15 protein-coding genes are annotated in these 25,625 nt (G+C 59.9%); 7 read left to right on the top strand and 8 right to left on the bottom strand.

All coding sequences use genetic code 11. The annotated features are described in order from the left end of the window. Positions 1 to 49 precede the first annotated feature (49 nt). The 5 genes from HMPREF2971_RS05160 to HMPREF2971_RS05140 form a co-directional block, all read right to left on the bottom strand. Positions 50 to 1,342 carry an adenylosuccinate synthase gene (locus HMPREF2971_RS05160; RefSeq protein ID WP_049338292.1) on the bottom strand — a complete coding sequence of 431 codons (1,293 nt, stop codon included), beginning with the start codon at positions 1,340 to 1,342 and terminating at the stop codon, positions 50 to 52. 236 nt (positions 1,343 to 1,578) lie between these two features. Beyond that, on the bottom strand, positions 1,579 to 2,049 hold the full coding sequence (locus HMPREF2971_RS05155) for a DUF4870 domain-containing protein (protein WP_012904287.1): 471 nt from the start codon (positions 2,047 to 2,049) through the stop codon (positions 1,579 to 1,581). A 275-nt stretch (positions 2,050 to 2,324) separates the two neighbouring features. Next, positions 2,325 to 3,425 (bottom strand): pyruvate ferredoxin oxidoreductase, encoded by a 1,101-nt coding sequence (locus HMPREF2971_RS05150; RefSeq protein WP_070691745.1) that lies wholly within the window; start codon positions 3,423 to 3,425, stop codon positions 2,325 to 2,327. 183 nt (positions 3,426 to 3,608) lie between these two features. Then, on the bottom strand, positions 3,609 to 4,589 hold the full coding sequence (locus HMPREF2971_RS05145) for a hypothetical protein (protein ID WP_070691743.1): 981 nt from the start codon (positions 4,587 to 4,589) through the stop codon (positions 3,609 to 3,611). A 99-nt stretch (positions 4,590 to 4,688) separates the two neighbouring features. Continuing rightward, positions 4,689 to 5,210 carry a hypothetical protein gene (locus HMPREF2971_RS05140; protein WP_246825053.1) on the bottom strand — a complete coding sequence of 174 codons (522 nt, stop codon included), beginning with the start codon at positions 5,208 to 5,210 and terminating at the stop codon, positions 4,689 to 4,691. 470 nt (positions 5,211 to 5,680) lie between these two features. On the opposite strand from HMPREF2971_RS05140, the gene HMPREF2971_RS05135 reads away from it, so the two are divergent. The 5 genes from HMPREF2971_RS05135 (at position 5,681) to HMPREF2971_RS05120 (ending at position 19,137) form a co-directional block, all read left to right on the top strand. Beyond that, complete coding sequence (locus HMPREF2971_RS05135; RefSeq protein ID WP_371440849.1) at positions 5,681 to 9,628, top strand: S8 family serine peptidase; 3,948 nt, start codon at positions 5,681 to 5,683, stop codon at positions 9,626 to 9,628. 241 nt (positions 9,629 to 9,869) lie between these two features. Further along, positions 9,870 to 13,856 carry a S8 family serine peptidase gene (locus HMPREF2971_RS05130; RefSeq protein ID WP_070691738.1) on the top strand — a complete coding sequence of 1,329 codons (3,987 nt, stop codon included), beginning with the start codon at positions 9,870 to 9,872 and terminating at the stop codon, positions 13,854 to 13,856. Between the two features lie 652 nt (positions 13,857 to 14,508). Further along, complete coding sequence (locus HMPREF2971_RS05125) at positions 14,509 to 18,282, top strand: S8 family serine peptidase (protein ID WP_246825052.1); 3,774 nt, start codon at positions 14,509 to 14,511, stop codon at positions 18,280 to 18,282. Positions 18,283 to 18,377: 95 nt separating this feature from the next. Continuing rightward, a complete protein-coding gene (locus HMPREF2971_RS09320) occupies positions 18,378 to 18,518 on the top strand; it encodes a hypothetical protein (protein ID WP_168165832.1) in 141 nt (46 codons plus the stop codon). A 364-nt stretch (positions 18,519 to 18,882) separates the two neighbouring features. Then, positions 18,883 to 19,137: a recombinase gene (locus HMPREF2971_RS05120; protein ID WP_239663408.1), complete on the top strand. Its 255-nt coding sequence runs from the start codon at positions 18,883 to 18,885 to the stop codon at positions 19,135 to 19,137. 191 nt (positions 19,138 to 19,328) lie between these two features. Here HMPREF2971_RS05120 and HMPREF2971_RS09345 read toward each other — a convergent pair whose 3' ends face one another. Beyond that, positions 19,329 to 19,700: a recombinase gene (locus tag HMPREF2971_RS09345; protein ID WP_246825051.1), complete on the bottom strand. Its 372-nt coding sequence runs from the start codon at positions 19,698 to 19,700 to the stop codon at positions 19,329 to 19,331. Between the two features lie 229 nt (positions 19,701 to 19,929). On the opposite strand from HMPREF2971_RS09345, the gene nadE reads away from it, so the two are divergent. Then, positions 19,930 to 20,763, top strand: a complete 834-nt coding sequence (gene nadE, locus HMPREF2971_RS05110; RefSeq protein ID WP_049343527.1) for an ammonia-dependent NAD(+) synthetase — start codon at positions 19,930 to 19,932, stop codon at positions 20,761 to 20,763. A 114-nt stretch (positions 20,764 to 20,877) separates the two neighbouring features. Here the strand turns inward: nadE and HMPREF2971_RS05105 are convergent, their stop codons facing one another. Next, a complete protein-coding gene (locus tag HMPREF2971_RS05105) occupies positions 20,878 to 22,386 on the bottom strand; it encodes an MATE family efflux transporter (protein WP_070691736.1) in 1,509 nt (502 codons plus the stop codon). 212 nt (positions 22,387 to 22,598) lie between these two features. Next, positions 22,599 to 24,239 carry a Na+/H+ antiporter gene (locus HMPREF2971_RS05100; protein WP_070691734.1) on the bottom strand — a complete coding sequence of 547 codons (1,641 nt, stop codon included), beginning with the start codon at positions 24,237 to 24,239 and terminating at the stop codon, positions 22,599 to 22,601. 435 nt (positions 24,240 to 24,674) lie between these two features. Between HMPREF2971_RS05100 and pdxS the strand changes: the two genes are divergently transcribed. Beyond that, positions 24,675 to 25,580, top strand: a complete 906-nt coding sequence (pdxS, locus tag HMPREF2971_RS05095; RefSeq protein ID WP_005507298.1) for a pyridoxal 5'-phosphate synthase lyase subunit PdxS — start codon at positions 24,675 to 24,677, stop codon at positions 25,578 to 25,580. The last annotated feature ends 45 nt before the right edge of the window (positions 25,581 to 25,625 follow it).

The raw sequence follows: 25,625 nt of genomic DNA, 5'->3' as shown, positions 1-25,625 counted from the left end.
GCACCTGTAAGGCACCCTCCGGGGGCTTTCACGTATTGAGCTTATTAGCTTAGTCTTCGTTGATGAGGTCGCGGACCACGATGGTCTGGTCGCGGTCCGGGCCCACACCAATTGCAGAAATACGGCAGCCAGAAATCTCTTCCAGCTTCAGCACGTACTTGCGGGCGTTTTCGGGCAGCTCATCCAGGCTCTTCGCATCCGAAATGTTCTCGGTCCAGCCATCGTAGTACTCGAAAATCGGCTTAGCGTGGTGGAACTCGGTCTGAGTCATCGGCATCTCGTCGTGGCGCACACCGTCAACGTCGTAAGCCACGCAGACCGGGATCTTATCCAGGCCAGTCAGCACGTCCAGCTTGGTGATGAACAGGTCGGTGAAACCGTTGATGCGCACAGCCTGACGCGCCAGCACGGCGTCGTACCAGCCGCAACGACGCGGGCGGCCAGTGTTCACGCCGAACTCGCCGCCGGTGGTGCGCAGGAACTCGCCCATCTCATCGAACAGCTCAGTCGGGAAGGGGCCAGCACCCACGCGAGTGGTGTACGCCTTCTGAATACCAATCACACGGGAGATGCGGGTCGGGCCCACCCCCGAACCGACGCACGCGCCGCCGGAGGTCGGGTTGGAGGAGGTCACGAACGGGTAGGTGCCGTGGTCAACGTCCAGGAAGGTTGCCTGGCCGCCCTCCATCAGCAGGGTCTTACCCTCGTCCAGTGCCTTGTTCAGCAGCTGGGTGGTGTCCACAATCATCGGCTTCAGACGCTCAGCGTAAGACATGAAGTACTCGACGATTTCGTCAACCTCAACGTGGCGGCGGTTGTAGACCTTCACCAGCAGTTCGTTCTTCTGGCGCAGTGCGCCTTCAACCTTCTGACGCAGGATCGACTCGTCCAGGATGTCCTGAACACGCACGCCGAGGCGGCCAACCTTATCCATGTAGGCGGGGCCGATACCGCGGCCGGTAGTGCCGATAGCGCGCTTGCCGAGGAAACGCTCGGTCACCTTGTCCATGGTCTGGTGGTAGGGTGCGACCAGGTGTGCGTTAGCGGAAATCTTCAGGCGGGAGGTGTCAGCGCCGCGGGCCTCAAGGCCGTCAATCTCAGCGAAAAGAGCCTCGGGGTTAACAACCACGCCGTTACCAATCACGGGGACGGCGTTATCGCTCAGAATACCCGCGGGCAGCAGCTTCAGCTCAAACTTCTGGCCGTTCACCACCACGGTGTGACCGGCGTTGTTACCGCCGTTGGGCTTGACCACGTAGTCTACGCGGGGGCCGAGCAGGTCGGTTGCCTTACCCTTACCCTCATCGCCCCACTGGGCGCCCACAATCACGACAGCTGACATTTTTGTGCTCCTTGAAAGCCTTGAAGATACGCACCGGATTTCACGGCGCGGCGGCGACCTACCGCCTCATGATCCGGGTAGGCATACCTCTTCTAATGATACCGTGCCCGCCCCTTTAAGTCCCGTGTGACGGGGCGGTAGGCGTGCCGGATACGGTGCCGGTGAGCCTCACCGGGCACGGCAACGCCCCCATCCGATATTTGGACGGGGGCGCTACCGGTATGAGCTTATGAAGACTACTTGATGATCTCGATGAAGGTCATCGGGTAGGTGTACTGCTCACCGCGGTTTGCGGCCAGAGCAGCCAGGCTGTGGAAGATAACCATCAGGATAGCCACAACCATCGGGACGACCCACAGGATGATGCCCAGGATGCCGAAGGTCAGAATAATCAGCAGCCAGGAAGCCATGCTGATGACCCACAGGGAGAAGTTGAAGTTGAACGCGCGGCGGGATGCTTCCTTAGTGAAGGAGTAACCGGGCTTGTCCTTGTAGATGAACCACATGACCAGCGGCGCGAGAATACTTGCGGATGCGAAGGACAGCAGAGACAGAATTGCAGAAGCCAGGTGCGCGAGCATCGCCATGTTCTGGTCGTCCTTGGAGGAGACTACGTAACCGTTGGGCTGCTGACCCGGCGCCTGCGAGTAGGAGGGTGCCTGCTGGGAGTACTGGTTGTACTGTTCAGGGTTCGGGTTCTGGGACATCGTTCTTTTCCTAATCTATCGATGAGTGGATACAGCTAATCGTTGAGGTGCGGCGGCAGGCTAACTCGCCGTTCTCGGAGGGTGCCCGCCTCGCTCTACTTGGTCGCAACGCTCGTGATGGTTTCACCCTATCAAGGCAAAGTAAATGGAATATTAACCCTCGCCGGACAACAGACGAAGAAACCCGAATATGACACAAAAAGACGCCCCTGCCCCTCCACGCGGTGTTACGTACGTGGAGGGGCAGGTCGTTATACGGTGTGGGCTGGCCGAGGTTAGTCCTGTTTCTCTTCATCAGCGAGCGCAGGATGCGCGGCGGGCTTATGTAGTGCGGCAGCCTCGCGCTGTGCGGCGGCCTCGTGTAGCTTTGCGTGTTCTTGCTTTTTCAGAAACTCGTACACCGAGAAAGAATCCTCTTCTTCCTTCGTGAAGCCATTGACGCCCGTGTAGCCGTCCGGCAGGCGGTTGTACACGAGGTAGTACCAGAACTCGGCATGTGCCGTCTCTATTTTCTGGAGGAGTTCCCTCAGCTGATTCTTATGCTTCACCGCCTGAACAATACCCACAATCCATAGGATCGGCACCACTAAAAATGAGCCCAGACCGATAATGATGAAGAAGAACAGCATCGACATGCCGGCACTACTATCGAACATGCTCACCAAAGGAACCAGCACAAACGGGTTCAGTATCAGTAGGACAATAAGCACGGTCTTCCAGAAGGTGCGCTGACTCTCGATCTCTTCAATGTTGGTGCCAGCCAACGGATTATTGATGGGTACGTAGCCCACCGGCTGCTGCTTGGCTGCCCGCGATACAGGGTTCTCCTCATATTTGACCGGGTTCAGGTGGGTAGCGCACGCCTGCATGGGTGCGGAGGATTCAAGCGAGCGGTCCAGCAGGCGCATTTCGATGAGTTTTGAGTCGGGGGTGCCGAAGAGCGGGTCGGGGATGACCGGCAGAATAGCGCCCGGTTGCAGACCGAGGTGTTCCAGCCGAACGTACTCGCCGTAGGCGTGCGTCGTCTGAGTCTGCATTGCCTGAGTCTGCATTGCCTGTGCCCGCTCACGGGCAGAAAGCATAGGCTGGGCGGGCCCGGTGGACTGAGTGGAGGCGAGCGCTACCGGGTGGTTTTCTACTTCGTTTTCGTGAGTACCTTCTGAGGTGTCTTCCGGTTCGTTGCTACCGTCGGAGTCTTCGCTGTCGGAGGCTTCGTGCAGCTCAGCGTCTTCTTGTTCTGAGGCCTGCTGATCCATGAGTAGCGTCATGTATTCCGGGATGGACTGGTCGGTGTCCCAGAGGGGCTGGTACGCCTCTTCCTTCTTTGCAGTTTTCCTCTTTGCGGCTTCATTCTTTACAGCGGGGCGGTCTGCCATGGTCGTCTCCTTCGCTTACCAGACATACTCCTAGTGGCACCACCGTACCAGCGTGCGCTGGGCAGTCCCTTGAAACCTGCCGAACGAAAGCTGAGAAAACCCCCGGACAAGCGCTAACACTGAAAAGTGTTAACATTGCCGGGGGTCAGCACTACCGGAGTCCAAGGACTCACAAGAAGTCGACTATAATCCTTCCGCCGAGTTTGGCGTAGGGCTTGAGGTAGGGCTCGGGGCACTCGGCGGCTGAGGGGCTGGCGCCACCGAAGACATCGAAGAGGCCGTGCCCAGGATCCCCTGCATCTCCTCAGCGTTCTTGGGCAGACGGTCGTACACCAGATAGAACCAGAACGACCCGAGTGGCATGGCCTTCCACTTCAGCGCCCGATACTTTCGGCTCACTCGGAGTAGCACAAAAATCAGCGCACCAGCCCACAAGAACAGGGGAAGACCAAATGTCGCCAGAGAAAGCATCAGAAAGAGATAGAAAATAAACCCACCGAAGCTAGGATCCTCTGTAACAGTAGCCAACAGAAGATAAGTCAGGGGATTAAACACCACACCCACGAAGAAGAGCACTATGAACTCAGGCCACGCCTTCCACCACAGGTCTGATACACGCACCTTACCCGCAAGTGGGGTCGCTGAGATGTACCCAATAGGTCGTGGTGTACCCACTACTTTCCCCTCCTGCCAGGTGGGAAACACACTTGGCACCTGCTGGTATGCAGATGCAGCAGCATCCGTGCCCATCGGGGACATTCGGCGCATTGTGGGGCCCGGGCGGCCATACAGCGGCCGGTTCAGCACCGGGTGACCCATCGCCGAAGGGAAAAAGTACGCAGCCTGCACAGAAGGCGCAGGAGCCGAAACCGCCAGAGTAGACGCCGCAGAATTGGGCGCTGCAGGGTTGGGCACCGCAGAATCAGGTGCTGCAGGAACCGATGGGACAGCAGGCGCGGATGCAGAACGAGCCTTCTGTATTTCCAGGACCTCCTTCACCGGCTCGGGAATATCCCCGGTCGGTGCGGGAACCGGCGTTCCGTGAAGAAGCAAAGCCGAGTAATCGGGGGCGGGCTGATCCGTATCCCACAGGGGCTGATACTTACCATCGCTCTTCTCGGTCGGGTTCTGCGGGTTTTTCGGTGCTTCGCTATGCTCCGCCACGGCAACCTCCTCCAATGCTTGTCTGCTGTTATGTGTCTGTTGTGTTATCTACACTGTGTGTTCAGTGCGCGGGGGCTATCCCCCAGCTACTATCGGCGGTCATGATTCCTCCTCATCGCGCGATTCAAAGATGCGGTGTAGCAACGCCGTGGCTGAACCACCGTCAAGCGGGGTGCACTCGTACACCTGCCGGAATTGAAAATCCTGCTGAATCTTGTGCTGTCTAACGAGCAGGCGCGTCGATTCGATGGCATCCCCAACAGCATTCAGAAACTTTCCTACGCAGAGGAACAGCCACCAGAGTCCTGCGAGGATGCCGACGAAACCCACAATGAGTAGTAGCGGGGGGATAAAGATGACCATCAAGATCACCGTCCCTATTTCCTCACTTATTCCCCAAGGACCTTGGGAGAGGAACATTGGGCTCACCGGCGCGATCAAGAGAGCTACCCAGAACACCATCCGCAGCAGTGGACCCAGCACGTACCAGGTGAAGCCGCTCCAATCAGTGAAGAAGCTCTTCGGGTTGAAGGTTTCGCGGGGCTTCTCCATGGGGGCGTAGCCTACCACCTCGCCAATCTGCCAGGCGGATGAGCTGTGCTCGGTGAGGATGCCCTGCACCTCTCCCCTATGGATGCGTTCCAACCGTGGACCGGGGCGGCCGTACATAACCTGGGGGGGATATCAGCAGAACAGAATCCTCAGTGGAAACGCGTCGCTTGACCATGGTTCGGCCCTCCATATCCCAGCATTTTTGATAGATGTTCAATAGATGGTTTTACAGTAACAACCGAACCTGAAAAGAACCTGAACCCAAATGCAAATGAAAAACGTGAAAAAGAAAAGAGTCGAACATGTCCACATTTTGATGCATTTAGGAGTAATAAACGCTTCACAAGCCACTTTGGGGTGTATCCTAGTTCACATCTAGTGTGTTCAAGTTCAGCTGGAACCCACCAGAACAACACCACAAGCCTCCCAGAAACACCCCGGGAGCCAAGCAAAGGAGCACCGTGACACACACCGCCTCCCCAAACCCCCGCGGCCGGTCGCACCGACGCCGAATCAGCAGCGGGCTACTCACCCTCAGCATGGCGCTGAGCCCCCTCGCAGCACTGGGCACCACCGCCCACGCCGCGGAAGACCCCGATGCCGTCAAGCAGGTACTCAGCGAAAGCATGAAGAACGCCAGCGGCACCGTCACCGCCTTCGTCCGCTTCAAAGGTAAGGGCGCCTTTGAACAGACCCAGCCCGCAGGCGTACGCGCCGGCGTGCAGGCACCCGTCAACACCAGCTCGCAGGTGCAGGCAATCGCCTCCCAGGTGCAGAGCCAGGCACAGCAGGTCAGCAGCCAGTCCGGCGCGCAGGTCCTCTACACCACCCACAACGCAGTACGCGGCGTGGCAGTGCGCGGTGACGCCGAGTCCATCAAGGCACTCGCCAACCGCTCCGACGTAGAGAAGATCTCGCCCATCCTGCCCAAGTACCGCCAGAACGCGGGCGCCGCCGTTGACGCAGGCTCCCTCGCCACCTGGACCGGCACCACCAACCCCGCTGGCGCGGGCGGATACACCGGCAAGGGCGTGAAGATCGCCGTCATCGACTCCGGCATCGACTACACCCACACCGACTTCGGCGGTAGCGGCAAGCTCGAAGACTACGAGAAGGCATCCAAGCTCACCGAGCTGCCCTCCGCAGACTCCGGGCTCATCAACCGCACCAAGGTTGCTGGCGGCTACGACCTCGTTGGTGACGCCTACGACGGCAGCAACACCGCAACCCCCGACGGCAACCCGCTCGACTGCACCACCGGCGGCCACGGCACCCACGTGGCGGGCACCGCGGCAGGCTACGGCGTGAACGCCGACGGCACCACCTTCACCGGCGACTACAGCAAGCTCACCGCAGAGCAGCTCAAGACCATGAAGATTGGCCCCGGTGTTGCACCCGACGCTGAAATCTACGCCTTCCGCGTCTTCGGTTGCAGTGGCAGCACCAACGTCGTTATCGAGGCGCTCGACCGTGCCCTCGACCCCAACGGTGACGGCGACTTCTCCGACCGCGTGAACGTGGTCAACATGTCCCTCGGCGGCGAATTCTCCCCGCAGGATGACCCCGAAGCCTACGCCGTTGACGCGCTCACCCGCGCCGGCGTGCTCTCCGTAATCTCCGCGGGTAACGCCAACGACTACAGCCTGCGCGGCGACACCTACTCCAACTCCGGTCACCCCGCCACCGCAGCCAGCGCAATCACCGTAGCTAACGCCTACGGCTCCACCCGCGTCGTGGATGCAGCAGAGCTGACCGACCCCGCCACCGGCACCACCCGCAAGGTACGCGGCGACTACAGCGTCTCCTACCCCTGGGCACAGGCGGGCACCAAGGAATTTACCGGTGAACTCACCGCAATCTCCGAGAACAACCGCTACGCCTGCAACGCCCTCAGCGCCGACGAAGCGGCAGCTGTAAAGGGCAAGTGGGTGCTCATCGACTGGGCTAAAGATGACGGTGAACTCGCCTGCGGCTCCAAGGTGCGCTTCGACAACCTGGAGGCGGCAGGCGCCAAGGGCGTGCTGCTTGTAGGCAATGACGAAGAACCCGGCCTGGGTATTGCCGGTAACGATACCCTGCCCGGCTTCCGCCTGGCAGCATCCGCCGCTAAGGACCTGCGTGCACAGATCACCGCAGCAGAAGCGGCAGGTAAGCCCCTGACCGTGCGCCTCGGCAACGAGCTGAAGTCCTCCCTGCGCGTGGACACCGATAAGCTGGATCAGCTGAACCCCATGAGTGCCCGCGGCTTCCACGGCAGCTACGGCTACACCAAGCCCGACATTGCGGCACCCGGCTCGTACATCACCTCCGCGGCGGTAGCGACCGGTAACAACTCTGTGACCTTCAGCGGCACCTCCATGGCGGCACCCTACGTGACCGGCTCCGCCGCCCTGGTCATGCAGAGCCACCCGACCTACACCCCCGCACAGGTCAAGTCCGCCCTCATGAACACCGCAACCCACGATGTGCGCACCGAATCCGGTGCCGCGTACGCGGTGGACCGTGTGGGCGCCGGACGAGTCGACACCCTCGCTGCCGTGCAGTCGAAGTCCCTCGTCTACAACACTGACAAGAGCGGTACCGTGTCCCTGAGCTTCGGTGTGCTCGAGTACGCACCGGATGCTGGCGTTCAGACCCTCACCCGCGAGGTGACGGTCGAGAACACTGATTCTGTGGCGCACACCTACGCCCTGTCCTACGCTGAAAGCACTAATATTCCCGGCGTGGAATACTCCTTCCCCTCCGCGGTCACCCTTGCACCCGGTGAAACTAAGAAGTTCGAAGTCGCCGTGCGCATCGACCCGTCCAAGCTGGAGAAGACCCGTGACGCGGCAATGGACACCACCCAGAACGCAACTGACTACTACACCGGCAACGAAACCGTTCCCGCACAGTACCGTCAGTACATTGCCAGCGCATCCGGCCGACTCGTCCTCACCGAAGACGGCACCAAGGCACTGCGCCTGCCCGTTCACGTGGCACCCAAGCCCGTGAGCACCATGCACGCTGCCGAAGACACCGTCACCTTCACCCAGAAGCCCTCCAGCGACGAGGCTCAGAAGGCAGACACCGGCTGGACCAAGTCCCAGATCTCGCTGCGCGGCACCGAGGTCAACCAGGGCGGCTACCGCTCCCTGCTCGGCGCGTTCGAGTACGGTGCGAGCGTGGACCGTGTGGCTCCCACCTCCCTGTCGCTGAACAGCAACGTTAAGGCGAACCTGCAGTACGTCGGTGCTTCCTCGGATGCGCCCGCGCTGAAGGCAGCCGGTGGCAACGCTGATGACGGCACCCTGCGCTTCGGTATCTCCACCTGGGCGAACTGGGATGTTGTCTCCTACGAGAACACCTTCACCGTAGAAATCGACACTGACGGCAACAACCGAGCCGACTACAAGCTGGTCACCGACCGCGCTAAGGGTCTGGACTACCCGCTGGTTCGCCTCTACGGCTACAAGAACGGCAACCTCGTCGAGCTCGGCTACTACCCGCTCAACGGCGCCTGGGGTGATGTGGACACCAACATGATGGACACCAACACCCTCATCATGGGTGCACCCCTCAAGGACCTGGGCCTGACCAGCGCAAACAACCCGGACATCCAGTACCGAGTCAGCGCAACCACCCAGTACGAGTGGGGTAACGTCAGCGAAACCGGCTGGATCAAGTACCGCCCCTTCAGCCCCAAGCTGTGGTTCAGCGGCGACTCCTCCGCCGTGGCTGGCCTTCACCCGGATGCCTCCACCACCACCTTGACGGTGCACCGCTCCGCTGACGCGATCCCCGCGCTCGGCGAATCCGGTACCCCCGCCAAGGCGCTGCTGCTGCACCTGCACAACGGCACCGGCGACCTCTCCGGCACCAACGGCGCCAAGGGCAACCGCGCCGAGGTGCTGAACATCAAGGAGCAGCAGACCGAGTACATCACTCCGTCCCGCTTTAGCGATGTGAAGAACACCGACCAGTTCTACACTGAGATTTCTTGGTTGGCTCAGCGTCGCATCACCACCGGCTACCCGGACGGCACCTACCGCCCGCTGGAGTCCGTGGAACGTGGCGCAATGGCGGCGTTCTTCTACCGCATGCAGGGTTCCCCGCAGTTCACTGCCCCCTCCACCCCGAGCTTCAAGGACGTGCCCACCACGCACCCCTTCTACAAGGAGATTGAGTGGATGAAGGCTCAGGGCATCACCACCGGCTACTCGGACGGCACGTTCCGCCCCTCCGCACCGGTGAACCGTGACGCCATGGCTGCGTTCTTCTACCGTGCAGCGGGTTCCCCGCACGTGGACCTGCCCGCGACCAGCCACTTCAGCGATGTTTCCACCGATAACCAGTTCTACCGTGAAATCACGTGGCTGGCTTCGAAGGGCATCAGCACCGGCTGGCCGGACGGCACCTACCGCCCGGTGACCCCCATTGCCCGCGACGCGATGGCGGCGTTCATCTACCGCTACACCGAGAAGGTTGCTAACCAGACCGGCCGCTAGACGGTAGTGAACCGGTAGCGAACAGTTCGGGTCCCCTCCCCCCTGCATGGGGTGGGAGGGGCACCTGGAACCGACAGAATCCGGGGCCTGAAATCCCGGAACCTCTCAAGTTTTGGTGGCGGTTTCACCGGCGGATGCACTCACTCGTCGTCTGCCGGTGGGGCCGCCTCCGCGTATCACCGATACACAACCACAGAGCACACAGCACTATCGAAAAATAGAAAATCCGAAGGAGGATTCCATGACAACGCCTCATGCGCCACGCCGCAGAATGAAGGCTGTCGGTGCGACCGGTTTGAGTGCAGCTCTTGCCCTTACTCTCGGCGTTCCCGCCACTTTCTCTGCAGCTCACGCTCAGAGCCCCCAGCAGGTCGAAGGAAGCACTGCGAGCGCATCCGGTGACGCTGCCTCGCGTATCAGCCCGGGCCTGCAGAAGGCTGAAGGCCAAATTACCGTGTATGTGCAGTTCAAGGGCAAGGGTGCGTATGAGCAGACCCAGTCCGCGGCTGTTCTGGCACGTAAGGAGGCGCCGGCGAACCGTCAGGCGCAGGTGCAGGCTATTGCAGCTCAGGTGCAGTCGCAGGCTCAGTCTGTGGCGGCTGCTTCTGGTTCTAAGCTGATGTACACCACGCATAATGCGATGCGTGGTGCGGCGATTACTGGTGATGCTGCGCAGATTCGTGCGTTGGCGGAGCGCCCGGATGTGGAGCGTATTTCGCCGATTATCGCGAAGGAGCGTATGAACTCCGGTAGCGAGATTGATACGAAGACTCTTGCCACGTGGACTCGTGAGAATACGGGGTACACGGGTAAGGGCGTGAAGATTGCGGTTGTTGACTCCGGTGTTGACTATACGCACGCTGATTTTGGTGGCCCCGGTACGGTGGATTCGTATCTGAAGGCTAAGGCGATGACGGAGCTTCCGTCCGCTGATTCGGGTCTGATTGATCGTAATAAGTTCATTGGCGGCATTGACTTGGTCGGTGATGACTACAATGCGTCGGTGGCTGAGAAGTCGACTCCGCAGCCGGATAATAACCCGCTGGATTGCCGCCCGGATGGTTTCGGTTCTGGCGGTCACGGCACGCACGTGGCGGGTACTGCCGCCGGTTATGGTGTGACGGCGAACGGTACGACTTACCGTGGCGATTACAAGAACCTGACGGAGGAGCAGCTGAAGGGCATGTCCATTGGCCCCGGTACTGCTCCTGAGGCTCAGATTTTGGCGATTCGTGTGTTCGGTTGCTACGGCAATTCGAGTGTTGTGATGAAGGCGCTCGATACCGTGATGGACCCGAATGGTGACGGTGATTTCTCTGACCGCGCCGACATTGTGAACCTGTCGCTCGGTGGCGAGTTCGCCCCGGCTGACGACCCTGAGTCGTACATGATTGATACGATGGCGCGCCAGGGTGTGTTCACTGTGGCTGCTGCCGGTAACGCCAATAACTACAACGGTGTGGGTGACACCTACTCCGATTCGGGTAGCCCGGCGAATGCTGCTGCGGCGCTGTCGGTGGCGAACGCCTACGGCTCCACTCAGCCGATTGACCGTGCCCGCGTGACCACGAAGACTGGTTTGGAGTGGTTGCAGGGTGATTATTCGGTGAACTTCGATTATTCGAAGGCGTCCGCTGATCAGTTGCGCGGCGAGGTTGTTGCCGCGCCGAAGCGTAACCGTTACGCTTGCGAGGCTTTCACCGCTGAAGAGGCGAAGGCTTTGAAGGGTAAGTGGGTTTACTTCGAGTGGGATCAGGACGACTTGTCGTTCCCGTGCGGTTCGAAGGTGCGTTTCGATAACGTTCAGGCTGCCGGCGGTGTTGGCGTGGTGATGGCCGGTAAGGCTGAGCGCTACACGATCGGCATTGGTGGTAATACGACCATTCCGGGTCTGCGTCTGACTGCTTCTTCGACGAAGGACCTGGAGAAGGCTCTGGCTGCCGGTCCGGTGACCGTCGAGATGAACCTGGACTACAAGGCTTCGGGCCGCGGTCCTCACTCGCACGCTTTTGATTTGAATTCCTCGAGCGCTCGCGGTCAGCACGGTTCTGATGGCTTCATTAAGCCTGACCTTGCGGCACCGGGTACTGAGATTGTCTCTGCCGCTGTGGGCACGGGTAATAAGGGTGTTTCCTTCACCGGTACCTCCATGGCGACCCCGCATGTGACCGGTATTGCCGCTCTGGTGATGCAGGCGCATCAGGATTACAACCCGCAGATGATTAAGGCTGCGCTGATGAACGGCGCGTCCACCCCGATCAAGAATGAGCAGGGTGCGCAGTACGCGGTGGATCGTGTGGGTACGGGCATGGTGAATGCTCGCGCAGCCGTGGACGCGAAGGTCATTGCGTACGATGCGAAGACCCCCGAGCGTGTTTCGACCGCGTTTGGTGTGCTGGAGTACACCCCCGATTCGGGTATTCAAACTGTTCAGCGTGAAATCGTGCTGGACAACACCGATTCGCAGGCTCACACCTACACTCTGAGCTACGAGGCAAGCACGACCATCCCGGGTGTGGAGTACTCCTACCCGCAGCAGGTGAGCGTGGGCGCCGGTGAGCGTAAGAACGTGACCGTGACCGTGCGTATTGACCCGTCCAAGCTGGAGAAGACCATGGACCCGGCGATGAGCGCCGACCAGGTCGCTCAGGACTGGACGACCGGTAAGACTCTGGCTGCTGGTAAGCGCCAGTACATTGCGAGCGCTTCTGGTCGCCTGATTTTCTCTGAGAATGGCCGCGAAGCGATCCGCCAGTCGATTCATGTGGCGCCGAAGCCTGTTTCGGCGATGCGTGTTGATGCGTCCCGTATTGACTACAAAGGCACTGCAGATAAGGAGTCCACGGTGACTCTGCGCGGTACGACCCTGAACCAGGGCGGTTACCGTTCGCTGCTGGGTGCGTTTGAGCTGGGTGCGGTCAGTGACCGCATTCCGTCCGGTCAGCTGAAGCTGCCGTCGAACCAGTCTGTTGACCTGCAGTATGTGGGTGCCGCCTCGGACGCTCCGGCGTTGAAGGCTGCCGGTAAGAACCCGAACGATGGTTCTCTGTTCTTCGGTATTTCGACCTGGGGTACTTGGGACACTATGCACTGGGGACGTCAGGTGCAGGTGCAGATTGATACGAACAACGACTCCACCGCAGATTACGTTCTGGAGGTGACCCGCGAGAAGGGTCTGGACTACCCGCTGGTGAAGGTCTGGTCCATCTCCGGTAACGCATCCACCGTGGTGGCTCGCTACCCGCTGAACAGCGCCTGGGGCGACACCGACACCAACATCATGGACACCAACACTATGATTCTGGGTGTACCGCTGAAGGACCTGGGCCTGACCGCTGAGAAGGCTCAGAGCATCAAGTACACGGTGCAGACCGACACCTGGCACAACGATGGCAACCCCTACGTGGACACCACCTCGGCTATCGAGTATTCCCCCTTCAACCCCGGTGTTTGGTTCACCGGTGAGGAGTCGGGCGTGCCCGGCCTGTTCGTGGACCGTGACGGCGGTCAGCTGACCGTTCACCGCAAGAACAACAACAAGGAGCGTCAGGCTCTGTTCCTGCACATGCACAACGCGACCGGTGACCTGAGCGGCCGTAAAACCGCTAACGGTGTTGCCGCTGGCGACCGTGCGCAGGTCGTGAAGGTGGCTCGTACCATCCACGATGCACGCTTCACCGACGTTCCGGCGGATAACCAGTTCTACCGTGAAATCACGTGGATTGCTGCCCGTCAGATTGACCGCGGCTACCAGGACGGCACCTTCCGTCCGCTGAACAACATGGACCGCGCAACCATGGCTGCGTACTTCTACCGTATGAGCGGCTCGCCGCAGTACACCGCGCCGTCCACCCCGAGCTTCTCTGATGTTCCGCTCAACCACCCCTACTACAAGGAGATTGAGTGGATGAAGGCTCAGGGCATCACGACCGGCTGGCCCGATGGTACGTACCGTCCGGAGGGTTCGGTGAACCGTGACGCGATGGCTGCGTTCTTCTACCGTTACGCTGGTTCGCCCGAGTACACTGCCCCCGCGCAGGCTCGTTTCACGGACGTTCCGACCGACAAGCAGTTCTACCGCGAGATTTCGTGGCTGGCTGAGCAGGGCGTGACCACCGGCTGGCCCGATGGTTCGTTCCGCCCCGTGGAGCCGGTGCACCGCGACGCTATGGCGGCGTTCGTGTACCGCTACAGCACGGGTGTGCTGAAGGAAAGCCCTGAAATCTAGGGTTCCGGAATCTAAGAACCTATAGGTTCTACCGAGGGAGCCGTACCGTTGCAGTTTATCTGCGGCGGTGCGGCTCCCTTTTTCTGTGGTTGGGTGCTTTGTTATTTACGCGTAATGTTCCGTAATACGAGTTTGACTAGGTTATATAAAGAATCGTTGAGACAATAAGTGAAGGTTTCTTCACCATCGGCATGAACCTTGACGTTTACGCCGCACAGACGCACTGGAGGCGCACTGGAAACACAGTGCAGACGCACCGTAGCACTCTCGGTGCAGAACCCTTGCCGTACAGCTCTCCGAGTAGAACTCTCGGCGTATAACTCTCCGCGCAGAACCTCGGTGCAGAAACCGCTAAGAAACGCACCATCACTAAAAAGGAGCATTCAGTGGCAACATTCCCTGAAGCTACCCCCGCGCGAGCCGCCCGGCACACACAGCCGGGCCGCCTCAAGCAGCTGGCACGCAGCTGCGGCGCACTCACTCTGGGGCTCACCCTCGGGCTGACCGCTCTACCGTTCGGTACCGCCGCCTACGCGGCACCGGGCGTAGTACGCAGCGCAGACCGGGACGCCCCCCACCAGAACACCGGCACCGGCGAGAACAACAACGAAGTTCTCTCCCCAGCCTGGACGGCGCCACCGGCGAACGCGCCGTGTTCGTCCGATTCAAAGGTCAGGGCGCGTACGCCCAGACCCAGCCGGACGCGGTCCGCTCCCGCGCGCAGGCACCCGTCAACGCGCAAGCACAGGTGCAGGCAATCCGCGCCAGCGTGCAGCAGCAGGGCGCCTCCGCGGCGAAGGAATCCGGCGCGCAGGTCCTGTACACCACCCACAACACGATGCGCGGCGTGGCGCTCTACGGTAACGTCGAGCAGATTCGTGCGCTCGCGAACCGTGACGATGTGGAACGCATCAGCATCATTGAGGACATGGCACCGCAGAACAGCGGCACCCTCATTGATACGGACACGCTCTCCGTGTGGGCGAAGAGCCCGGCGAACCCCGCCTCCACCGGCTACACCGGCAAGGGCGTGAAGATTGTCGTGCTCGATACCGGTATCGACTACACTCACGCCGATTTGGGTGGCCCCGGCACGCAGGAAGCCTTCGAGAAGGCGAAGGCATCCGACACGATTCCCGAGGGCAGCTACGATCCGAAGAAGTTCCTCGGCGGCTACGACCTGGTCGGTGACGACTACAACTCCGCTAAGAAGGAAACCTCCACCCCCCACCCGGACGCTAACCCGCTCGACTGCGGCGGCCACGGTAGCCACGTGGCCGGCACCGCGGCAGGTTACGGCGTGAACGCGGACGGCAGCACCTTCCACGGCGACTACTCCAAGCTCACCGAAGAGCAGCTCAAGGACATGAAGATCGGCCCCGGCTCCGCACCGGACGCCCAGCTGATTGGCCTGCGCATCTTCGGTTGTAAGGGCACCACCGCGTTCGTCCCCAAGGGCCTGGACCGCGTGCTCGACCCCAATGACGACGGCGACTTCTCCGACCGCGCCGACATCGCGAACCTGTCGCTCGGCAACGAGTTCGGCGTGTTTGATGAGACCGTGAACTACGCGGTCGGCTCCCTCTACCGCGAGGGCATCCTCTCCGTGGTCGCGGCGGGTAACGCCAACAACTACAACGCCGTGGGCGACACCTACTCCAACTCGGGCGGCCCCGGCACCAGCGCCTACGGCCTGACCGTGGCGAACTCCATCGGCTCGACCCAGCTGGTAGACCGCGTGAAGATTCTCGCCCCCGCGAACGAGGCAGACACCTACGGTGACTACTCGGTGAGCTTCGACTACTCGAAGGCGACCGAGGAGCAGCTACGCGGCACCGTGGTGCGTGCCGCCTCCCGCAACCGCTACGCCTGCGAGGCATTCACCGAAGAGGAAGCTGCAGCACTGAAGGGCAAGTGGGCTCTCATCGACTGGGCGGACGCTGACGGCACCGCCCCCTGCGGTTCGAAGGTACGCTTCGACAACCTGCAGGCGGCTGGCGCGACCGGCGTGGTGCTCACCTCGAACACTGAGGTTGGTGACACCGCTATCGGCGGTAACTCCTCCATTCCGGGCGTGCGCCTGGCAAAGAGCCAGGTGGAGCGCCTTTCCGCGCAGATTGATTCGGGTGAGCTGACCCTGCAGCTCGGCGAGAACCTGCGCGACTCAATCCGTGTGCCCAACGGCAAGCTGGATCAGGCGAACACCTCCACCGCGCGTGGCCTGCACGGTTCGCACGGCATCACCAAGCCGGACGTTGCGGCACCGGGCACGAACATTTCCTCCATCGAGGTTGGTAGCGGCACCGGTTCGAGCGTGAAGACCGGTACGTCCATGTCCACGCCGTTTGTTGCCGGTGTTGCGGCGCTGATCATGCAGGCGCACCCGGAGTACGGTCCGCGCATGCTTAAGACCGTCATCATGAACACCGCCGACCACCACATGCAGGACGCCTGGGGCAACCCCTACGCGGTGGACCGCGTGGGTACCGGCCGCATCAACACGCGTGCGGCGGTGGCTGACCGCGTCATGCTGTTCAACGCGGCACGCCCCGAACAGGTTTCGGACACTTTCGGTGTGCTCGAGTACACCCCGAACGCCGGTGTGCAGACCCTGCAGCACCGCGTGAGCGTTGAGAATACCGACTCGGTGGCGCACACCTACACCCTGAACTATGAGGGCAGCACGAGCATCCCGGGTGTGGAGTTCTCCTACCCGCAGTCCGTGTCTGTGGGTGCCGGTCAGAAGGCAACGTTCACCGTGACGGTGCGCATTGACCCGTCGAAGCTGGAAAAGACCCGCGACCCGTCCATGTACCCGAACCAGGATTCGGTGAACTACTCGACCGGTACGGTCACCATTTCGGGTGCCCGCCAGTACATTGCGAGCGCTTCGGGCCGCCTGATTCTGACCGATGCTGACTCTTCGGCTGCGGTGAAGACCCTGCGCATGCCGCTGCATGTGGCACCGAAGCCTGTCTCCGCGATGCGTGTGGCTGGCTCCGATATCGCCTTCGATGCGGAGGGTTCCGGCGCGACCGAGCAGACCCTGACCCTGCAGGGTACCGCGGTGGATCAGGGCGGTTACCGCTCCCTGCTGGGTGCTTTTGAGCTGGGCGCTTCGAGCCCGCGCATCCCCACCACGAAGCTGGGTGTGGGCTCGGATTCCCGCATGGATCTGCAGTACGTGGGTGCCGCCTCGGATGTGGCGGCGTTGAAGGCTGCCGGCGCGGACACCTCCGACGCGCGCCTGTCCTTCGGTATTTCCACCTGGGGTAACTGGCAGGAGGTGACCCCGCGCGGCACCTACTACGTGTTCGTTGATACCGACAAGGACGGCACGAGCGACTACCGCCTGCAGACGGTGCGTGAGAAGGGCCTGGACTACCCGCTGGTGAAGGTTTCTAAGCGCAGCAACGGTAAGTGGCAGGCCATCGAGAATGCCCTGTACCCGCTGAACGGTACCTGGGGTGATACGGACACCAACATCATGGATTCGAACACCCTGGTGATGACTGTTCCGCTGAGCGTTCTGGGCCTGGATCCGAACGCCGAGTCCACCGAGATTTCGTACTCGGTGACCACTTCGAGCGCGTTCTCCGCTACGACCGTGGTTGATACGACTGATTCGGTGGTGTTCAACTATGCGGCACCGAAGCTGTGGTTCAGCGGCGAGTCTGCGGGCGTTCCGAACCTGTTCGTGGACGCACCCTCCGCGCAGCTGGTGGCTCACCGTAACAGCGATGCGAAGAACGTTTCTGCACTGTTCCTGCACATGCACAACGCGACCGGCGACCTGTCCGGCGTAAATGGGGCTGCGGGTGAGCGCGCGCAGGTTCTGCGTGTCTCGTCGAACTCTGAGGATACCGCCGCGAGCGCGCACTTTACGGATGTTCCGGCGGATTACCCGTTCGTGAATGACATTAACTGGCTGGCTCAGCGTCGTATTACGACCGGCTACCCGGACGGCACGTTCCGCCCGAACGGCTCGGTGGAGCGCGGCGCGATGGCGGCGTTCTTCTACCGTATGGCGGGTTCGCCGCAGTTCACTGCGCCGAGCACCCCGAGCTTTAAGGATGTGCCGCGTGACCACCCGTTCTACAAGGAGATTGAGTGGATGCGTGCCCGCGGTATTACGACCGGCTGGTCGGATGGTACGTTCCGCCCGAATGCTGCGGTGAACCGTGATGCTATGGCGGCGTTCTTCTACCGTTTTGCGGGTTCGCCGGCGTATTCGGCTCCGGTGGCTTCGCCGTTTAGTGACGTGTCGACCGATAGCCAGTTCTACCGTGAGATTTTGTGGTTGGCTGAGCAGCGTATTACGACGGGTTGGGCGGATGGTTCGTTCCGTCCGGTTCAGCCGATTGAGCGTGGCGCGATGGCGGCGTTCTTGCACCGCTATAACGTGCGTGTGCTGAATAACCGCTAGTCGGATGCGGATGTGAGGGCCGTGTCGGAGTGGAGTTTTCTGCCCCGGCACGGCCTTTTCTGTGGGCTGTTATGTCTGCGGCGTAGACTTAACTTATGCGTGAGTTACAGGTTCAGAACGGCGAGGATGAGACGCTGTCAGCTACTCGGGATGTCCTCGACCAGGAGGAGCTTCTGAACGCGGCGGTGGACTTCGTTGATCGCTATGAGAGCGTCTTTGAACATCTAAGCCGCTGATATTCCTTCGAAAGAAATACCCCCGGTAAACACCACAAGCCCTTAAACCCACATAAACCCAAGAAATTTTTATGAAAATATTTTATGAAAACCATAGAAAAGCACAAAATCAAACATATTTCAATACAGTGCAAATATGTGATATTTTCAACAGTGTTTTCCTGGTTTAACTCACCCAAAATCTGCTACTCTATGAACCACAACACATGGTTAATTTTTCAACTTATTATTAGGAGGAAATTATGTCTAATATTTTTTCCAATCTTCGCTGGGGCATCTTGCCCTTGGTTACTGGATCTCCCGAGGCAATTCTGGCAGGTGTTGGCTACGCAGGCCTTCGATGCATTATGGGGCGTTGATACTCATGGCAAAAAATAAAGAAGCCCTCTACGACGAGCTTGTTGACATACAGAACAAGATTGATCACCACCCAATGATTTCTGGGCCTCACGCCGAAGCTAGTAGCCTTGTTGAAATCATGAAAGAACAGGGTTATTCACATGAAGAGATTGAAAAATCCCTCAAAGACCAAGGACTTCCAAGTATTGTCGATATTGGCAAAAATACTATTAGCGGGATGTTTAGCCTTTGGTGGCTTAACTATAAAAAAATAATATAGAGGCGTCAATCGAAAAAATCTCCCGCAAGGAAGATCGTCGAAAAAATTAATACACCTAAAATGATTTAATACTATTAGGGATGTAATTTATTTTTTGACGCCATTCTCATTCTAGCTAAATACCCCCGGTGGGTGCTTTACGCATCTGCCGGGGGTATTTGCTTGCCTCACCTCTGCCCGAGGCGGGCTAGTTAGCGCCGGCGGGCTTCTTTGCGGTTAAGCTTCTCAATGGCGGCTTCCACCTTTAACTTGCGGTGATTGAGCTTCCAGAGGCTAAAAGACTGCAGCAAGGTACTCTTACCAATCTCCACAAGGGAGGGCAGCCTCTGCTGGATGAGTGCCTCATTGATTTCTTCCGGGGTGGCGCCCTGCTCCTTCATCTGCTCGATGATGATGTTCGCCTCCGCTATTTTCCCCGAGGTGAGCGGGTGGTTGTCGAGGCTGGTTTCGATGTCTACGAGCTCGTCGTAGAGTTCAGTTTTTGTTTTTGCCCTGGTGCTGTCTTCACCGTCCTTGGTTGACGTGTTCTGCGGCGTAGCGGGTGTATGGGTGTTTTCCCTCATCACCAGCTGTTTTGAACGGTATTTGAACCGTACACTCATCCTAGCAAACAGGGGGGCTGGAACAAGGATTGCAACCTGTGAGTACGCTGCGTATTTGCGGAACTGGAGGAAGGCTAGAGCAGCACCGAACCCGCCGCGCAGGCGGGTCTGAACGCACCGTGTGGAACACTACCTCGCCTCCCTCGGCGGTTCACCGCACGGGCTATAAGGTGGAGCGTACACTTAAGTCATGCGTGAATTACAGGCACAGATCATCCGTGAAATGGGCGTCAAGCCCAACATGACCGAAGAGCAGGCACGCGAAGAAGTGGAGCGCCGCATCCAGTTCATCTGCGACTACCTGGAAGCCACCGGAAGCCGCGGCCTGGTACTGGGCATCAGCGGCGGCATCGACTCCACCCTGGCGGGCCGCCTCTGCCAGCTGGCGGTGGACCGCCTCAACGAGCGCGGCCGCACCACCGAGTTTGTGGCGGTGCGCCTGCCCTACCGTGTGCAGCACGACGAAGAGGACGCGCAGGAGGCGCTGCGTTTCATCCAGCCCACCCGCTCCCTGACCTTCAACATTGCCGAAGCCGTGGACGGTTTCGACAGCGCCTACACTGAGGCGACCGGCGAGCAGATCAGCGACTTCAACAAGGGTAATGTGAAGGCGCGCGCCCGCATGATCGCCCAGTACGCGGTTGCTGGCGGCCCCGGCTACCTGGTGGTGGGTACCGACCATGCGGCGGAGTCCATTACGGGTTTCTTCACGAAGTTCGGTGACGGCGGCGCGGACCTGCTGCCGCTGTACGGCCTGAATAAGCGCCAGAACCAGCTGCTGCTGCGGGTGCTGGGTGCGTCTGAGCGTCTGTGGGCTAAGCCGCCGACTGCTGACCTGCTGGACGGCGTGCCCGGCCGTACCGATGAGGATGAGCTGGGTCTGACCTACCCGCAGATTGACGACTACCTGGAGGGTAAGGAAATCGACGAGGCGGCAGCTGCGAAGCTGGAGCAGATTTACCTGCGTAGCCGCCATAAGCGCACTACTCCGGTGACGATTTTTGATTCCTGGTGGAAGAACTAGGTGGAAGAACTAGCGCCGAAACACTAGCGCTTTAACCGCCATAGAACTAACGTAAATGCCCCGGCTCCCTTGGTGGGAGTCCGGGGCTTTTACTATGCTTTCGCAGACCGAGGACTACGCCTTCTGCTCGGGCTGTGCGCCAGAAATCTGGGCAGCCTGAGCGTCAGACTCCTCAGAACCTTCAGCTTCTACCTCAGGCTCAGCGGGCGGTACCTTCGAGCCGCCCGTAGCAAGGAACAGCACCAGACCCAGCACGCAGGCAAGCACCTGAGTGAAGGGGAACGCCCAGGTCAGACCCTTAAAGCCGAACCACATGTTGCCGAAGTACACGGCGGGGAAGAACAGCAGCGCAATGCCGAGGGTCATCAGCATTGCCGGGCCGCCCTTACCGGCCGCCTGGAACCAGGAAACGAACACGATGCTGACCGCGTTGAACACGGCGGCAAGCATCAGCGCGACCAAGACCTCTTCGCCGGTGGAGACCAGGCGCTCATCACCAACCACGGCGAGCAGTTCACGGCGGAAAATCAGCACCGGAATGGTGATGGTTACGGAGGTAATGACGGACAGCATGGTTGCGGTGCGCAGCGCCTGCTTCACGCGGGCACCGTTGCGGGCACCGTACGCGTAGGCGTACAGCGGGATACCGCCCATGCACAGGCCCATACACAGCATTTCGGGGACCATGTTCAGGCGCATTGCCAGACCGAACGCTGCGACGGTGTCGTCACCGTAGGAGGCGGCGAGGTTGTTCAGCAGCAGGGCGGCGAAGATCAGGTTGAGGCTCTGAATGAGCTCGGCGGCACCGACGGCGACCACGGGCTTGATGATGGCGGGGTCGAGGGAGAAGTCGCGGATGTTCGCGGAGAAGTTCTCGCTCTTGCGCATCAGGAACAGCAGGTAGTACAGCATGGATGCGCCGTTCGCCAGCAACATTGCCCAACCGGCACCGGCGACGCCCATGCCCATGATGGCGATGAACAGCACGTCGAAGATGCAGGTGACGACGGTGCCGACGATGATGCCGTACATGGACTGCTTGGCGTATCCTTCGGATCGGACGAGCTGTTCGAGGGTGAACATGCCGATAGCGAGGGGCGCGCCGAGGAACATGAGGTGCAAGTAGATGCGGGTCGGTTCGTAGGAGCCGCCGGATGCACCCATGATGCTGGTGATCGGGTCGGCGAGGATGAAGCCGATAGCCGCCGCGACGATACCGGCACCGAGCGCCGAGTAGAGGGCGAAGGAGGTGACGCGGTGAATTTCGTGGGCGGGCTGGCCTTCACCGAGCTTGCGGGAGGCGAGGGTTGAGGAGCCCAGGCCGAACAGTCCTGCGATCGCCATGATGACGCCGAAGACGGGCTCGCTGTAGCTGGTGGCGGCGAGGTCTTCGGTGCCGCCGTAGTGGCCGACGAAGTAGGAGTTCACCACGTTGTAGATGCTGGTGATGGCGAGGCCGAGTGCTATGGGCACGCCGAGGGAGAGGAGCGCCTTGAGGATGGGGGCGTCTTTGAGCAGGTAGATGTTCTGCGGGTCTTCGCCTGCGCCGTGGGGACCGTGCGGGCCGTGTCCTGCGGGTGCGCCGTTTTTGGGCGCGTTGTTTTCAGTCTGCTGAGGTGCCATAGACTCCTGTGGTTCTGGTCTGTGTCGTGTCCGGTGCGCGATGAATGACGCGGTAAGAGGCGTGGTTCGCGCGAAAAACGGGCTAGTGTATTGTACCGCCTCCACGTAGTGGTGGGGCTAGAGGTTTAGGCATAAAAAGTAACGAGGCGCCCCTCCCCCGCTGTTGGGGGTGGGGCGCCTCGCCTCATACGTATCGCATGTAGGAGTGTGAGCTATTCGAGTTCAACCGGACCAAGCACGCGAACCTCCTCAATATCCAGGATTTCCTGAATCGCGTGGAGCACATTCGTGTCGATTATGCGCTCATTACGCAGGCGCTTGAGCACGCTGCGTTGCTTCTCCAAATGCCGCAGGCGCAGCTCTTTCTCAAGGTCGCCCGCTTCAATAATGCGGCGGGCTTCTTCCGGCGCATTCGCACCGTCTTTACGAACGGCGTGCAGGTTGCGGTGTATACTCGCGTTGTACATCTGTTCGTCGGCAATGCGGTCGATAATCCACTGTGGTGCACCAATTTCCTGGCCGATCTCAGCCACAGAGTCGAAGGACTCGGCAATGATCGTGCGGATTGCTTCATTAATCTCATCTTCTTCGGTGGTATCAACCGGAATTTTCGCCCACCTAATAACGAGCGGCAGGAGCATCCCCTGAACCACCATCGACAGCAGAACCACGCCCGCAACAACAAAGATAATAAAGTCACGCGCGGGAACATCAGTCGGCACGGAGAGAGCCACCGCGAGGGAAACACCGCCGCGCAGTCCCGCAAAGGTACTCACTACACGGCCACGGAAAGTTGTGCGCAGCTGCTTCTGCTTTTCTGAACGGTCAAGGGCACGAATAATACCGATCGAGACGTGCAGGAAAATAAAACGCGCCGCAATGGAAACAAGCCATGCCACCACAATCACGGCGAACGTCAAAGCCCACGCATAGTTGTATTCACGAAGAACATCATCCACAGGCGCTGTGGCGCTGGGCAGCTGAACACCCACGAGCACGAAGAGCGCACCGTTCATGACATAGGAGACAAACGACCAGATGGGCAGACCGTAGAAACGGTTTTGGGGTTTGATGGTATCCGGTCCGCGATAGGTCAGGTAGAAAGCGGCGACCACCACAGCCACCACTCCGGAACCTTTCATGCCTTCAAAAGGCTCGATTTCTTCAGACAGGAAGAAAGCAATAAACGGCACGGTAAACATGAACACGCTGAAGTTCATGGGGTTGCCGATGTGCGCACGCAGCTTATCTACACCCCATCCGACGGCCAGGCCAACGAGAGTTCCAATCAGGAACGAGAAGAAGAACATTCCGGATGCAGTCCCCAGGGTAAGTTCATGACCACCCGCAAGCTGCAGGGCGAGTGCGAAAAGAACTAGGGTGGTGCCGTCGTTAATGAGTGCTTCCGCTTTAAGGGTGGTGATGGAAGATTTGGGGAGTTTGCCGTTGAGCGTTGCCACGGCCACAGCATCGGTGGGGGCGAGCGCCACACCGATAATCAGCGCCACATGCCACAGGTAGACGCCCATAAATGTGTGAAGCACCCAGGCGATAACGAACGCCGTGAAAATTACGAGCACCGTGCCCGAGAGCAGAATGCCGCGCAGACGAGCGCGCGCCTCACGCCAGGAGGTGTTTCGGGTCTCCCAGAACAGCATCACGGGCAGGAAGATTTCGAGAATCACGTGCGGTGGCAGCCCGACCTCGCGCACCTCGTGCATGGCGTGAACGGGGATGAGCGCCAGCACAAGCCCCAGGAAAATGAGCAGAATGGCGGGGGTTATCCGTATTTTATGGGCGAGGATATTACCCAGAAGAATTGCCAGCGATAGGGCAATGATGACTTCAAGCAATTTGGTGTGTTCCTTTTGGATGTGGCGGCTGGTTCATGGTGTGCGTCTGATAGACGGCTGATGTCCGCGAGTGTGCGGGTGCCAGGGTGCCCAAAATGTTTTGCTCGTTCCCTGGGCCGTGAGGCTTCCGCGTGGGGACGAGTGCGGGCGTAGCTTCTGTATTTTACCGTTGTTCAGTGCGGGTGGGTGGATGTTTACCCTGAGCAAAACCTTGCCTTATGGCCGCTCGGGATGTGAGTTTATGGGAGGCGACCTGCGTGCATCCGGCGGGTCTGCTCAGCCGGGCCTGCTCAGCCCATGAACCGCCCTACTCTAACCGCTTTTCATGACGTTTTGTGTCGTTCTGACGTGAACTTGGGGTCGTACTGTGTCAGAGAACAGAAAATCCGACCCCGTGAGTGCGCGCGAACACTCAGAACGTGAGAAGATAAGGTCATGACTGATAACAACACCGTAACCGGCAGCCCGCTTGTTAAGCGCGGCCTGGCCGACATGCTCAAGGGCGGCGTCATCATGGACGTCGTCACCCCCGAACAGGCTAAGATCGCTGAAGATGCTGGCGCTGTTGCCGTCATGGCTCTCGAGCGCGTTCCCGCGGATATTCGTGCGCAGGGCGGCGTGGCTCGTATGTCTGACCCGGACATGATTGAGGGCATCATTGATGCTGTTTCAATTCCGGTCATGGCGAAGGCACGCATCGGCCACTTCGTTGAGGCTCAGATCCTGGAGACCCTGAAGGTCGACTACATTGACGAGTCTGAGGTTCTCTCCCCCGCTGACTACGTGAACCACATTGACAAGCACCAGTTCAAGGTTCCGTTCGTGTGCGGTGCTACCAACCTGGGTGAGGCTCTGCGCCGCATCACCGAGGGTGCCGCTATGATCCGTTCTAAGGGCGAGGCTGGCACCGGTGACGTCTCTGAGGCTACCAAGCACATCCGCACCATTAAGCGTCAGATTGCTGAGCTGCAGGGCCTGTACAACACCATGCCCGACGAGCTGTACGTGAAGGCTAAGGAACTGGCCGCACCGTACGAGCTGGTTCGTGAGGTTGCTCAGACCGGTAAGCTGCCCGTGGTGATGTTCACCGCTGGTGGTGTGGCTACCCCCGCCGACGCTGCGATGATGATGCAGCTGGGTGCTGACGGCGTGTTCGTTGGTTCCGGTATCTTCAAGTCGGGCGACCCTGTTGCTCGTGCGAAGGCTATTGTGAAGGCTACTGCTTTCTACAATGACCCGGAGAAGGTTGCTGAGGCTTCTCGCGGCCTGGGTGAGGCTATGGTCGGCATTAACGTTGCTGACATTCCGGCACCGCACCGCCTGGCGGAGCGCGGCTGGTAATTCGTGCGCGCACCCCGTATTCGGGGTGAGTGTTTGATGAGGGGG

This window comes from Rothia sp. HMSC066G07 (genome assembly GCF_001814485.1).
GTDB lineage: Bacteria > Actinomycetota > Actinomycetes > Actinomycetales > Micrococcaceae > Rothia.
This window is presented reverse-complemented; position numbering and strand designations above follow the sequence as displayed.

What these genes read in the sequence shown, in the direction of transcription:
- HMPREF2971_RS05160 (WP_049338292.1), bottom strand. Translation starts at nt 1,342, where the DNA reads ATGTCAGCTGTCGTGATTGTGGGCGCCCAGTGGGGCGATGAGGGTAAG.
- HMPREF2971_RS05155 (WP_012904287.1), bottom strand. Translation starts at nt 2,049, where the DNA reads ATGTCCCAGAACCCGAACCCTGAACAGTACAACCAGTACTCCCAGCAG.
- HMPREF2971_RS05150 (WP_070691745.1), bottom strand. Translation starts at nt 3,425, where the DNA reads ATGGCAGACCGCCCCGCTGTAAAGAATGAAGCCGCAAAGAGGAAAACT.
- HMPREF2971_RS05135 (WP_371440849.1), top strand. Translation starts at nt 5,681, where the DNA reads ATGGCGCTGAGCCCCCTCGCAGCACTGGGCACCACCGCCCACGCCGCG.
- HMPREF2971_RS05130 (WP_070691738.1), top strand. Translation starts at nt 9,870, where the DNA reads ATGACAACGCCTCATGCGCCACGCCGCAGAATGAAGGCTGTCGGTGCG.
- HMPREF2971_RS09320 (WP_168165832.1), top strand. Translation starts at nt 18,378, where the DNA reads ATGCGTGAGTTACAGGTTCAGAACGGCGAGGATGAGACGCTGTCAGCT.
- HMPREF2971_RS05120 (WP_239663408.1), top strand. Translation starts at nt 18,883, where the DNA reads ATGGCAAAAAATAAAGAAGCCCTCTACGACGAGCTTGTTGACATACAG.
- HMPREF2971_RS09345 (WP_246825051.1), bottom strand. Translation starts at nt 19,700, where the DNA reads ATGAGGGAAAACACCCATACACCCGCTACGCCGCAGAACACGTCAACC.
- nadE (WP_049343527.1), top strand. Translation starts at nt 19,930, where the DNA reads ATGCGTGAATTACAGGCACAGATCATCCGTGAAATGGGCGTCAAGCCC.
- HMPREF2971_RS05105 (WP_070691736.1), bottom strand. Translation starts at nt 22,386, where the DNA reads ATGGCACCTCAGCAGACTGAAAACAACGCGCCCAAAAACGGCGCACCC.
- pdxS (WP_005507298.1), top strand. Translation starts at nt 24,675, where the DNA reads ATGACTGATAACAACACCGTAACCGGCAGCCCGCTTGTTAAGCGCGGC.